The 11,900-nt window shown below is 72.3% G+C and carries 10 protein-coding genes and 2 tRNA genes; 9 read left to right on the top strand and 3 right to left on the bottom strand.

All coding sequences use genetic code 11. From position 1 onward, the window contains the following. The first annotated feature begins 4 nt into the window (after positions 1 to 4). Both DSM112329_RS10565 and DSM112329_RS10570 read left to right on the top strand, forming a co-directional pair. Positions 5 to 1,645: an AMP-binding protein gene (locus tag DSM112329_RS10565; RefSeq protein WP_354701780.1), complete on the top strand. Its 1,641-nt coding sequence runs from the start codon at positions 5 to 7 to the stop codon at positions 1,643 to 1,645. 53 nt (positions 1,646 to 1,698) lie between these two features. Next, on the top strand, positions 1,699 to 2,028 hold the full coding sequence (locus tag DSM112329_RS10570; RefSeq protein ID WP_354702469.1) for a DoxX family protein: 330 nt from the start codon (positions 1,699 to 1,701) through the stop codon (positions 2,026 to 2,028). On the opposite strand, the gene DSM112329_RS10575 is transcribed toward DSM112329_RS10570, so the two are convergent. After that, positions 2,006 to 2,677: a hypothetical protein gene (locus DSM112329_RS10575; protein WP_354701781.1), complete on the bottom strand. Its 672-nt coding sequence runs from the start codon at positions 2,675 to 2,677 to the stop codon at positions 2,006 to 2,008. The genes DSM112329_RS10570 and DSM112329_RS10575 overlap by 23 nt on opposite strands. Positions 2,678 to 2,830: 153 nt before the next feature. Here DSM112329_RS10575 and DSM112329_RS10580 point away from each other — a divergent pair, with 153 nt between their 5' ends. Next, positions 2,831 to 3,460 carry a PilZ domain-containing protein gene (locus tag DSM112329_RS10580; protein WP_354701782.1) on the top strand — a complete coding sequence of 210 codons (630 nt, stop codon included), beginning with the start codon at positions 2,831 to 2,833 and terminating at the stop codon, positions 3,458 to 3,460. Positions 3,461 to 3,468: 8 nt separating this feature from the next. Here DSM112329_RS10580 and DSM112329_RS10585 read toward each other — a convergent pair whose 3' ends face one another. Next, positions 3,469 to 5,058 (bottom strand): ABC-F family ATP-binding cassette domain-containing protein, encoded by a 1,590-nt coding sequence (locus DSM112329_RS10585; RefSeq protein WP_354701783.1) that lies wholly within the window; start codon positions 5,056 to 5,058, stop codon positions 3,469 to 3,471. A gap of 33 nt (positions 5,059 to 5,091) precedes the next feature. Here DSM112329_RS10585 and DSM112329_RS10590 point away from each other — a divergent pair. From DSM112329_RS10590 to DSM112329_RS10615, 6 genes are all read left to right on the top strand, one after another. Further along, positions 5,092 to 5,175 (top strand) — tRNA-Leu (locus DSM112329_RS10590). Between the two features lie 148 nt (positions 5,176 to 5,323). Next, entirely contained in the window at positions 5,324 to 6,694 is a 1,371-nt protein-coding gene (locus DSM112329_RS10595; RefSeq protein WP_354701784.1) for an NAD(P)-binding domain-containing protein, read from the top strand. Then, complete coding sequence (locus DSM112329_RS10600) at positions 6,691 to 7,272, top strand: TetR/AcrR family transcriptional regulator (RefSeq protein WP_354701785.1); 582 nt, start codon at positions 6,691 to 6,693, stop codon at positions 7,270 to 7,272. The genes DSM112329_RS10595 and DSM112329_RS10600 overlap by 4 nt, the downstream gene beginning before the upstream one ends. Continuing rightward, positions 7,269 to 8,195, top strand: a complete 927-nt coding sequence (locus tag DSM112329_RS10605) for an alpha/beta hydrolase (RefSeq protein WP_354701786.1) — start codon at positions 7,269 to 7,271, stop codon at positions 8,193 to 8,195. The genes DSM112329_RS10600 and DSM112329_RS10605 overlap by 4 nt, the downstream gene beginning before the upstream one ends. A gap of 110 nt (positions 8,196 to 8,305) precedes the next feature. Continuing rightward, positions 8,306 to 8,378: transfer RNA gene (locus DSM112329_RS10610), tRNA-Glu, on the top strand. Positions 8,379 to 8,749: 371 nt separating this feature from the next. Then, complete coding sequence (locus DSM112329_RS10615) at positions 8,750 to 10,873, top strand: hypothetical protein (RefSeq protein ID WP_354701787.1); 2,124 nt, start codon at positions 8,750 to 8,752, stop codon at positions 10,871 to 10,873. A 72-nt stretch (positions 10,874 to 10,945) separates the two neighbouring features. On the opposite strand, the gene DSM112329_RS10620 is transcribed toward DSM112329_RS10615, so the two are convergent. Then, positions 10,946 to 11,617 carry a helix-hairpin-helix domain-containing protein gene (locus DSM112329_RS10620; RefSeq protein WP_354701788.1) on the bottom strand — a complete coding sequence of 224 codons (672 nt, stop codon included), beginning with the start codon at positions 11,615 to 11,617 and terminating at the stop codon, positions 10,946 to 10,948. Positions 11,618 to 11,900: the final 283 nt, after the last annotated feature.

Here is an 11,900-nt window from a genome sequence, read left to right on the forward strand (position 1 = left end):
GATCATGAAACTGGTCAACCGACTTGCCGATCCGGCACAGCGCGCGTCGCTCGAGGCGCGCTCCCTGCGTGCCCTCGCTCGCGCAGGAGCGCTCGGGCTCGAGAACCCGCACAAGTTCGCCCAGATCCTGAACGCGATGCGCAGCTACGGCCCGTACGGCGCGGCGCCCCGGATCGCGGCGCTGCGGCACGGCGGGCAGACCGCGATCGCCGACGAGTTCGGCCAGATCACGTTCGACGAGTTCGAGGAGCAGATCAACCGCCTGACCAGCGCGTGGATGCAGAAGGGCCTCGGCCCGGGAGCGACGATCGGCATCCTGTGCCGCAACCACCGCGCACCCCTGATCGCGTCCTTCGCCGCGTCCCGCCTCGGCGCCAACGCGGTCTGGCTCAACACCGCGTTCTCCACCCGCCAGGTGACCGAGGTCGCCGAGCGCGAGGGCGTCGACTTCCTCGTCTACGACATCGAGTTCACCGACGCCGTGGCGGGCATCTCGCCGGCGCGCGGCAAGCTCGCCTGCGCCACCGAGGACGCGGGCGACGACGAGCTGCGCAAGCTCATCGCCGGCGGCGACCCCAGGCTGACGCCGGCACCGGCGAAGCCCGGCCGCATCGTCCTGCTGACCAGCGGCACGACCGGCACCCCGAAGGGCGCGCCCCGCCCCGAGCCGAAGTCGCTCACGATCCCCGGGGCGCTCCTGGACCGCATGCCGATGAAGGCCCGCGAGGCGACGGTGATCGGGCCGCCGCTGTTCCACGGCACCGGCCTCGTCATCGCGCTGCTGGCGATCAGCCTCGGCTCGACGCTCGTGCTGCGCCGCAAGTTCGAGGCGGGTCAGTTCCTCGACGACCTCGCCACGCACAAGGCGACCGGCGCCTGCGTCGTCCCGATCATGCTCCAGCGCGTGCTGGCGCTGGGGGAGGAGGACGTCAGGCGGCGCGACCTCAGCGCCCTGCGGGTCGTCTTCTGCGCCGGCTCGCAGCTGCCGGCCGAGGTCGCCACCAAGGCCCAGGCGCTGCTCGGCCCGGTCATCTACAACCTCTACGGGTCGACCGAGGTGTCGGTCGCCACGCTGGCCACCCCCGAGGACGTCCGCGTCGCGCCGCAGTCGGTGGGCCGCCCGGCGCTGGGCGCGAAGATCCGCATCTTCGACGAGGCCGGCAAGGAGCTGCCGCAGGGCCAGACCGGGCGGATCTTCGTCGGCACCACGTCGCCGTTCGAGGGCTACACGGGCGGCGGGAAGAAGGACGTCATCGACGGCCTGATGTCGACCGGTGACGTCGGCCACTTCGATGCGAACGGCCGGTTGTTCATCGACGGGCGCGACGACGAGATGATCGTCAGCGGCGGCGAGAACGTCTTCCCGCGCGAGGTCGAGGAGCTGCTCGTCACGCACGAGGCGATCGCCGATGCGGCCGCCATCGGCGTCGACGACGAGGACTTCGGCAAGCGCCTGCGCGCGTTCGTCGTCCTCAAGCCCGGGCAGGACGTCAGCGAGGAGGCCGTGCAGGCGTTCGTCAAGGACAACCTCGCGCGCTACAAGTCGCCGCGTGAGGTCCTGTTCCTCGACGACCTCCCGCGGAACCCGACCGGCAAGATCCTCAAGCGGGAGCTGGCCGAGCTCGAGGTCCCGTCGTCGACCTGAGCGCTCCCCGGGCCGCCGACGCCCGGCTGCTGGCGGACCGGCAGACGGCGGCGATCGTCGCCGTCGTCGGCTGGGTCTTCATCGTCGCGTCGATCCCGAAGTTCGCGTTCTACGGCTGGGAGCTCGACAACTTCGAGCGCTTCGGCCTGCCCGCCGCGCCGGTCTGGGTGATCGCGGCCGGGGTCCTCGAGCTGGCCGGCGGCGTCCTGCTGCTGCGCGGCCGCCTGGTCGTGCCCGCAGCGCTCGTGCTGAGCATCGTGATGGTGGTCGCGATCGCCGTCTCCGGGGTCAAGGAGGGGGACGTGATCCCGTCGCTGACCGTCGCGCCGGCGTTGCTCGCCGCGCTCGTCGTGCTGCTGATCAGAGCCCGACGGGGTGCCTGACGACGTAGCCCGCGGTGGACGCCGGAGCGTTGCTCCAGCGTGAGCCGCCGCCGTCGAGGGCGGACGTGTCGAAGCGGCGGCCGTCGATCGTCATGAACGCGTGCTCGCTGTTGGCGTAGATTGTCACGTGCTCGCCGGGGCCGGGATCGCCGTACGCGGCGAGCGCGCCCGACGTCAGCGGCCGCTCGAGCAGGCCGGCGGCGCGCAGGACGTAGGACACCGAGCCCGAGCAGTCGTACGCGGCGGCGTCGAACGACCCGTGCCCGCCGCCGAGGACGTACGGGAGCGTCGCGATGCGGTCCCCGGCGGCGCGCATCAGCGGGAGTACGGCGCGGATCGGCAGCCGGCTGAGGCGGCGAGCGGCGTCCCACCGGGCCTGCTTGACCTCGACGCGCCAGCGGATGGGGCGGCGGTAGGCGTCGAGCTCGGCCGCCTGGACGCTGGCGAGGGTGGCGGCGGGCGTGCTCCTGAGGAGTCCGACCGTGGCGGCGGACAGCGGCGCGTCGAGGGGGGCGGGGCCGGTCCCTGCCGGGAAGGCGGGTCCGTCCAGCAGCGGTGCCAGCGCGGTCGCCGCGGTGATCGGGAGCGCGAGGGTCGCCAGCACGAGCGACGCGGCCGCGCCCTGTGCGCGCGTGATCGCGATCGTCAAGACGCACGTCCCCCGAGACCCATGCCGGGTGGTTTCGCCACCGCCGGTCGATCTACTTTCGACGCAACCGTCCTTGCACGCCAGGTCTGTCGCCCTGGTTCCGCGCCCGCTCAAGGGCTCGCAGTGGCTGCCGACCACGGGAGGGACCCGCCCGTGCGCACCCCCGTCCTCGATCCCACCCAGGCGCCCGAGCCGCTCAGCGGCCATCCGATCGACCTCGTCGTCGCCGGGGGCTGGCGGCTGCCGGTCCGCGTCCCGGCCGCGACGCTGCCGGGGGACGTCATGCTCCGCCCGCTGAACGACGAGGCGGTGATGCCCGGCGGCGTGACCAGCTGCCCGGCCGCGCTCGAGTGGCGCAGCGCCCGCGGGCTCGTCCGCCGCACCGGCGAGCTGCAGGTCCGGTCCGGCCGTCTCGTGCTCGTGCAGGCGGACGAGGCCGTGATCATGCAGCGACGCAACTTCGCGCGGGTCCGCTGCGCGGTCCGGGTCGCGGTCGTGAGCGAGGTGGCCGGCGAGGAGCTCATCACCCGCACCGTCGACCTCAGCGTCGGCGGCATGCTGGTGGAGCACGCCGCGCTGCTGGACCTCCAGGAGCGCGTGCGGTTCTCGATCCTGCTGCCGGACCACGGCGAGCTGCAGGGCGAGGGGGAGATCGTCCGCGCAACGCCGTTCGGCCATCGCGCCGTCCAGTTCGATCCGATGCCGCGCGGCGACGAGCAGCGCCTCGCGCGTTACGTGATGGCCCAGGAGCGCGAAGGACGCTCCGCGGCCGCGTACGCCTGAGCCGGCTGCTAGGCCCCCAGCGCCTCGAGCGCCGACCGCACGTCCGGCAGGGGGGTGACCTTGCCCTTGTGGTCCAGCAGCAGGAAACGGTCGAGCCGGCGCAGGAACGCCCGGTCGTGGGACACCGCCACGACCGTCCCGGTGAAGCCGTCGAGCGCCTGCTCGAGCGCCTCGCAGGACTCGACGTCGAGGTTGTCCGTCGGCTCGTCCAGGAGCAGCAGATTGTGCCCCTCGAGCTCGAGGCAGAGGATCTCCAGGCGCGCCCGCTGGCCGCCGGAGAGCGTCTCGACGCGGCGGTTCGACGCGTCCTGCAGGCCGTAACGGGCCAGGCCGCGCATCGCCAGCTCGTACGCACCGGTGCGCTCCTCGACGATGTCCGACAGCGTGCGGCCCGCGAAGTCGTCGCGCCGGTTCAGCTGCGTGAACAGCCCGGGGGAGACACGATTCCCGAGCATCACGCGGCCCGCGGCCGGCTCGTCGGCGCCGCTCAGCAGCCCCATGACGTGCGTCTTCCCGGAGCCGTTCGGGCCGATCAGCCCAACGCGCTCGCCGAAGTGGATCTCGTCGCTGAACGGCCGGACGAGGCCATCGATCTCGACCTTGTCGAGGGTGACGACCTTGCGGGCCGAGTCGCCGCCGAGCAGCCGCACGTTGATCGACTTCTCGGTGACGGGGGCGGGGGGCGGGCCCTCGGCCACGAACCGCTTGTGGCGCGTGTCGAACGCGTTGGCGCGCTTGGCCAGGTCGGGCGAGTACCGCGCCCGTTCCTTGAAGATGCGGACGAGCTCGCGCAGGCGCTTCTCCTCCTCGTTCCACTGCGCGAGGCGGTCGCCGAGCTGCTTCTGCCGCTTCGCGCGTGCCTCGGCGTACGTCGCGTACGAGCCGTCGTGGACCCAGGCGCCCCCCGCCTCGAGCGTGACGATCGTGTCGGTCGCGGCGGCGAGCAGCTCGCGGTCGTGGCTGATGAGCAGGATTGTCTTCTTCGTCGCGCGCAGCGCACCCTCGAGCCACTTCTTCGCCGGGATGTCGAGGAAGTTGTCCGGCTCGTCGAGCAGCAGGACGGGGGCGTCGGACGTCAGCAGCAGCTCGAGCACGAGGCGCTTGCGCTCGCCGCCCGACAGCGTCGTCGACGGCCGGTCCCCGACCTCGGTCAGCCCGGCGCGCGCGATCCGCCGGCAGACGGTGTCCCACTGGCCCTCGAGCTCGTAGCCGCCGACGTCGCTCCACTCCCCGATGAGCTCGCCCAGCCGGACGCCGGCGTCGGCGTCGCCGGCGGCGAGGTCGCGCTCACAGGCCAGGAGCGCGAGCCCGATGTCGCGGGTCCGCGGCGGTGCGCCCATGAGCAGCAGCTCGCGGACCGTCCCCTCGCCCGTCCCGACGTCCTGGGGCATCGCCAGGACCCGTCCGCCCATCGAGGCGTCTCCCGTCCCCGCCTTCAGCTCACCCGACAGGATTCCCAGCAGCGTCGACTTCCCGACGCCGTTCACCCCGACCAGGCCGGCGTGCTTGCCCGGCGCGAGCTTGAACGTCACGTCGTAGAAGAGCGTGTCACCGCCCGGGTGGGCGTAGCTGAGGTCGGTGACGTGGAGGTGGGCCATGTAGTGGTATTGTCCTGCACCTCGCCGGTCCCAGCGGATGTGGTGAAATTGGTATACACGCAGCGTTCAGGTCGCTGTGGGGGCAACCCCGTGGAGGTTCGAGTCCTCTCATCCGCACTGAAGTCCCGAAGGCCCCGCTCGCGGGGCCTTTTCGCGTCTTCAGGGGTCTGGACGCGTTCCTGCCGCGCGTGAGCGTTCGCCCGCCCGCAGGCGCCGCGAGCTAAGGTTTCCCCAGAAGTTGACGCGCGTCAAGTACGGTCGGGTGATGGCGACGACACCCACGGTAGCGATCATCGGAGCCGGGATCAGCGGGCTGACCTCCGGCAAGATGCTGACGGACTACGGCATCGACTACACGTGCTTCGAGAGCGGCGACCGCATCGGCGGCAACTGGGCCTTCGCGAATCCGAACGGGCACTCGAGTGCCTACCGCTCGCTGCACATCGACACCTCGAAGGACCTGCTGTCGTTCGAGGACTTCCCGATGCCGGACGACTATCCGGACTTCCCGCACCACAGCGAGATCAAGCGCTACCTGGACAGCTACGCGGACACGTTCGGCCTGCACGAGCGGATCCGCTTCGAGACCCCGGTCCAGCGGGCCGAGCGGCTGGACGGCGGCGGCTGGCGCCTGCGGACCGCCGAGGGCGAGCACCATGCGGACGTCCTCGTCGTCGCCAACGGCCACCACTGGGACCCACGCTCCCCCGAGTTCCTGGGGACCTTCGGCGGCGACGTGATCCACTCGCATCACTACATCTCGCCGACCGAGCCCCTGGACCTGAAGGGCAAGCGGGTCCTCGTCGTCGGGATCGGCAACTCCGCGGCGGACATCATCAGCGAGCTGTCCCAGCGCAGCCACGGCAACGAGGTGACCGTGTCCACGCGGTCCGGCGCCTGGATCATGCCGAAGTACATCTTCGGCAAGCCGGTCGACCGGCTCGCCCGCACGCTGCCCTACATCCCGCCGGCCTGGCAGCGCCGGATGGTGCGCCACGTCCCGCGGCTGATCTCCGGCAAGCCCGAGGACTACGGCCTGCCGCGCCCGCAGCACAACTTCCTGGAGGCCCATCCGACGGTCTCCAGCGAGCTGCTGCTGCGCCTCGGGTCGGGCGACGCGACTGTCAAGCCCGATGTCGAGCGGCTGGACGGGGACACGGTGCACTTCGTCGATGGGACGTCCCGCGACTTCGATGCGATCGTGTACGCCACGGGCTACAACATCAGCTTCCCGTTCTTCGACCCGGATTTCCTGAGCGCGCCGGACAACGCGCTGCCGCTGTACAAGCGGATGCTGAAGCCGGGGATCGACGACCTCGTGTTCGTCGGGCTCGCGCAGGCGCTGCCGACGCTGTTCCCGTTCGTCGAGAACCAGACGCGGCTGCTGGCGGCGTACGTGGCCGGGCACTACCGGCCGCCGGCACAGGCCGAGATGGAGGCGACGATCGTCGCCGACCAACGTCGCTACGCCGGGCACTACGCCGATCGCCCCCGTCACACGCAGCAGGTCGACTACTTCCTCTACGTGGACGAGATGAACAAGCGTGAGCTGCCAGCCGGCCGGCGGCGGGTCGACGAGCAGGGGCCGGTGCCGCTCGCCGGTCGGGCGGCGGCGGCCGCGGGAGTGTCCGCGTGAGCGCTCAGCCGACCACCGTCCGTGGACAGGAACGCCGCGGCGCGATCCTCGAGGCGCTCGAGCGCCTGCTGCGCGATCGGCCGCTGGCGTCGATCGACGTGGCGCAGCTCAGTGCCGAGGCGGGCATGACGCGGTCCGGGTTCTACTTCTACTTCCCCACGAAGGAGGCCGCGATCGAGGTGCTCCTCGGGGACCTGTACGAGGAGATGGTCGGCTTCGCGGCCCCGTTCTTCGACGGGGACGCACCGCCGAGCGTCGAGCTCCACGAGGCGCTCGGGCACGTCGCCGCGCTGTGGGCCACACACGAGCACCTGCTCGGCGCGATGGTCACCGCCGCGAGCACCGACCCCCGGGCGGGCGCCACCTGGGACGCCTGGACCGCGGCCTGGGTCGAGCGTGTCGCGACCACGATCGCCGCCGAGCGCCGCCGCGGCGTCGCGCCGGACGGCCCCGATCCGCAGGAGCTCGCGCAGGTCCTGATCGGGATGAACATCCACGCGTTCCAGCAGCCGGGTCCGGCGCCGCTGGACGCCCTCACCGCGGTCTGGAGCAACGCGATCTACGGGGTGCGGCCATGAGGCGCGACATCAGCGTCGGGAGCGGCGGCGAGCAGCTCGCCGTGTGGCACTACCCGGGGGCCGGCGACGCGCTGGCCGGTCCGGGCGGGCGGCCGTGCATCGCGATGGCCCACGGGTTCGGGGCCACGCGCGACAGCGGCCTCGAGGCGTTCGCCGAGGCCCACGTCGAGGCCGGCGCCGATGTCCTGCTCTTCGACTACCGCCATTTCGGGGCCAGCAGCGGCGAGCCCCGTCAGCTGATCTCGCCCGCGGCGCAGCGCGCCGACTACCACGCTGTCATCGCGCACGCGCGGTCACTGGATGGCGTGGACCCGGACCGGATCGTCGCGTGGGGCGTCTCGCTGGCCGGGGGGCATGTCCTGCAGGTCGGCGCCGAGGACCCGCGCCTGGCCGCAGTGGTCGCCCTGACCCCGGCGCCCGACGGCCTGGCGGCGATGCGGGTGGCGATCGCGCGGGACGGCATGGTGGCCGCGCTGCGGCTGACCGGGGCCGGGCTGGCCGACCTCGGTGCGTCGCTGCGCGGCCGCGCACCGGTCACCGTGCCGACGGCGGGCCCGCCGGGCTCGACGGCCGTCCTGACGGCGCCCGGTGCCGAGGAGCGCTGGCGCGCGGTCGTCGGCCCGACGTGGGAGAACAACGTCTGCGCGCGCGTGCTGCTGCAGTTCGGTGGCTACCGGCCGGGTCGCCACGCCGCGAAGCTCACGATGCCGTTGCTGGTGCAGATCGCCGACCTCGATCAGACCGCGCCGCCCGCCGCCGCGATGGTCGCTGCGCGCCGGGGCCGGGCCGAGGTGCGCCACCTGCCCGCGGACCACTTCGACGTCTATCCGGGCGGCCCGCACCACGAGGCCGCGGTCCGGCAGCAGGTCGACTTCCTGCGGCGCCACCTCGGGGCACCGGTTGCCGCGGCGTCGTCCGCGTAAGCAGGGGCGACGCGGCAGGTGAGCCCGGCGTGTGGTCAGAAGCTCCCTTAGCGAGCACTTCTGACCACACGCCGCCCAGCGGGCGGGCTTTGCTACTCTTCCGGCCCCGCGCCGCTATCGTCTAGGGGACTAGGACGCCGCCCTCTCACGGCGGAAACCGGAGTTCGAATCTCCGTAGCGGTACCTACGAAAGGCCTGCAAATGCGGGCCTTTTGTGCGTCTGGGGCCGGATCGAGCCAGTGTCGGACCGATGTCCGCCGCGTCAGCAACGACACGGTCACACGTAGACGCCTTGGCGCGCCGCCCCTACAGTGCGACCCACGCGCTGCCCTGGCAGGGGGCGGCAACGGCGGGCGTCGGGCGCCCAGGGAGAGGGTCACATGGGGTTTGCAAGCAGGCGTGTCGTTGCACGTGGGGTCTCGGCCGTGGCGGTTCTCGGGTCAATGGCCCTCGCGGCGCCAGCAGGGGCGGCAACGCTCTCGGTAACGACCGGCGGTTTGGACTCGCCGACGTGCGGCCCGAGCGGGTCGCCGTGCGCGACGGTGCAGCGAGCAGTGACGAACGCGATGTCAGGCGACTCGATCGCGATCGGTCCGGGCACGTTCTCCGGCAACGTCACTGTCGGCCCTAAGAGCCTCAACATCGGTGGGGCCGGGATCGGGCTCACGGTGTTGGACGGGCTGGACTCCACCACCGCCACCGGGACCGCCGCAGTCCTCTACTCCGGGAGGCCGACCACCGACCCCGGACCGAACGCCTGGACTCAGCAACTGCACGACCTGACGATCACGCGCGTCGCTCGCGCGACTCCGACCGCCCGTCGGCTGGCGGTCGTCGCCAAGCCGTCCATCGTCGGCCCGGGCAACGCAATCAACCTCACCGTCGAAGACGTTGCGATCATCGGCTCCGGTTCCGGCGAGACCGGGATCATCAGCGACAGCAACTTCGGCACGGCGGCCATCCGTCGCGTGCGCGCCACGAACTTCGGCGGCAACGCGATCCTGCTCGAGCAGCACATAGGTGCTGCGACCATCTCGGGAAATCGGGTCGAGACGGTCGTCGGTGACCGCGCGATCTTCGCGTGGGCGCACGCGCCGCTCTCGTCCGCTAGTCCGGCGTCGCTCGGCACCGTCACCGGCAGGCTCGTGATCAGCGACAACACCGTCAACGGCACAACCGGCATCTCCGTTCAGAACGGCAGCGCGACGTTGGCCGGCGGCGGCTTCACGGGCGGCGTGGACATCACCGGGAACCGCGTCACGGGTACCGGGACAGCGATCGCCGCGGCGAACGTCGTACCCGCCGCGGCGGGTACGACCCCGGACATCGTCGCCCTCAGAATCACCGAGAACGCCGTCATGGGGTCGGGCGCGGGCACCGGCGTCGCCCTCAGCGGTGCGATCACGGCGCCGCTCGTCGATCGGAACGCCATCACAGGGCGCGCACTCGGCGTCAGCGCTGCGCCGGCCGCTGCGACCGGCCTGAGTCCGAGCGGGACGACCGTGTCGTTCAATCGCATCATCGGGCCCGGCGGCGTGAGCAACACCGGTAACGCGGTCGACGCGCGCATGAACTGGTGGGGGTGCAACGCGGGACCGAACACGACGGGTTGCGGCACCGTCACAGGCAACACGATCTTCGATCCGTGGCTCCTGCTCGAGCTGCGGGCTCCCGCCCAAGCCACTGCCGGCCAGCCGGTCGGCGTACAGGCGGTGCTGACGCGAACCTCTGACGGCGTCGACCAGGCCGGCACCGGCCGCACCATCCCGGACGGCGCGCCCGTCGTGTTCGACGCGACCAACGGCGCGATCTCAGGTGCGGCCGCGACGCTCGTCAATGGAGTCGGCGGCGCGACCTTCACGCCGACCGCAGCCGGTCCGGCGACCGTCGGTGCCACCGTCGACGGGCAGCGTGTGGCGGCTGCGATCACGGTGCCGGCTCCGCCCGCGCCCGGCCAGCCCGGCCCACAGGGGCCGGTCGGCGGGACCGGGCCGACCGGGGGCACCGGGCCGACGGGCGGAACGGGACCGACCGGCAGCCCGGGGACGACCGGCGGCACCGGACCGACTGGTGCCACGGGCAGCACCGGCACCAATGGCACCAATGGCACGAACGGCACCAACGGCGCGGACGGCGCCAACGGCCAGGCCGGTCCCGCCGGGCCGGCCGGGCCCGCTGGGCCCGGCGCCGGTGCCCTCGTCACCGGGGCCGGCGGCACCGGTACCCCCGCCGCGGTCGCCGCCAAGCTCGTCGGCCTGCCGGCGGTCAAGGAGAACGGGAAGCGCGTGGCCGTCCGCCTGCGGTGCCCGGCGGCTGCCCGCGGGTGCACGATGCAGATCCGGCTCAACGTCGGCACGGCCTACATCGCCGAACGGCAGGTGACCATCCGCAGCGGCACGATCACACGGGTCCACCTCGACCTCACGGAGTACGCGCAGTCACGCCTGACCGCCGGGCGCACGGTCTTCGCGCGGCTCGCATTCCGTACGCGCGACGGGGCCGGCCGGCTCTCGCCGCACACGTCCCGACTGGTGACGCTCCGGGCGCCGGCCTGGCGGGCACTCGCGGCCAAGGCCAGGCGGGAGGCCGCGGCGGCGAAGCAGGCCAAGGCCGCACCCGCCGCGGCGAAGCGCGCCAGGCCCGTCGTGGCGACCGCCACGACGCCGAGCGCGCCGTAGGACGCGCCTGCCGGCGCCTCCTGAGCGCGCGGGCGGCGCTGCGAGCACGCTGCCCGCGACCTCGCCCAAGAGTCAGTCCCGCAGCGCCACGGCCCGGGTCCGCATCGACTCGACGATGCGGGGATGCAGGTTCATGAGCGCACCGAGGTCCTCGACCGAGTCGAACCCGCCGAGCTCCCCGCGCACCGACACGATCTCGGCAGCGAGCTCGTCGCTGACCCCGGGCAGGCTCGCGACGGTCCGGGCGTCGGCGTGGTTCACGTCGACCAGGTACCCGTGGCGGGAGCCGGGGAGGTCCGGTCGGCCCACGCCCAGGGCCAGTGCTCGTGCCGGATCACGGGCGGCGAAGGCCAGCATCGCGCGGCGCTCCTCGTCGACGTGCTCGGCAGCCGCGACGCGGTCGTCGTAGCCCGACTGCAGGGCCATCCGGCGCTCGAACGGACGGCGCAGCGCGAACGAGGTCGCTCCGTGGAGCATCCACGAGAGGATCAGCAGGCCGCCGCCGAAGCGGTTCGAGTCCTCGGCGCTCGAGAACGCGAACGCGAAGACGGCAAAGACGATGATCGCGATCCCGCCGGCCATCCAGCCCCGGCGCCGGGCGCGATACCCGGCGACCAGTGGGACCCAGGCACCGAAGCCGATCGGCAGCGCGACACCGAGCCACATCCACCGCGAGGAGACGTCCGCGGCATGCGGGGCGGGGACGGGATGACCGGCGGGCTCCGGATCGGGATCGTCAGGCACGGACGGGGACGCTACCCCAGCGTCCGGCCGTGCCGTGCCACCTCAGAAGAAGAAGTGGAGCACGCCCACGGTCGATGTTCACGGGCGTACTCCACATGCAATACAACGCAGCGAACGGCCAAAAGTTGGCCTAACCCGTGAGATGGCGCCTGTGAACGCACAGGAACAGAAACGGCGCCCGGACAGTCAACCGGGCGCCGCTTCCAAAACTGTCTTGCGGAGGAACCATCTGAGGGCGTCTCAAACCCTCGGTTCCAAGGTATCGGCGGACATTCAGCAGGGC

This window comes from Paraconexibacter sp. AEG42_29, from assembly GCF_040581415.1.
In the GTDB taxonomy this organism is placed as follows: Bacteria; Actinomycetota; Thermoleophilia; order Solirubrobacterales; family Solirubrobacteraceae; genus Paraconexibacter.

What these genes read in the sequence shown, in the direction of transcription:
- DSM112329_RS10565 (WP_354701780.1), top strand. Translation starts at nt 5, where the DNA reads ATGAAACTGGTCAACCGACTTGCCGATCCGGCACAGCGCGCGTCGCTC.
- DSM112329_RS10585 (WP_354701783.1), bottom strand. Translation starts at nt 5,058, where the DNA reads ATGGCCCACCTCCACGTCACCGACCTCAGCTACGCCCACCCGGGCGGT.
- DSM112329_RS10595 (WP_354701784.1), top strand. Translation starts at nt 5,324, where the DNA reads ATGGCGACGACACCCACGGTAGCGATCATCGGAGCCGGGATCAGCGGG.
- DSM112329_RS10605 (WP_354701786.1), top strand. Translation starts at nt 7,269, where the DNA reads ATGAGGCGCGACATCAGCGTCGGGAGCGGCGGCGAGCAGCTCGCCGTG.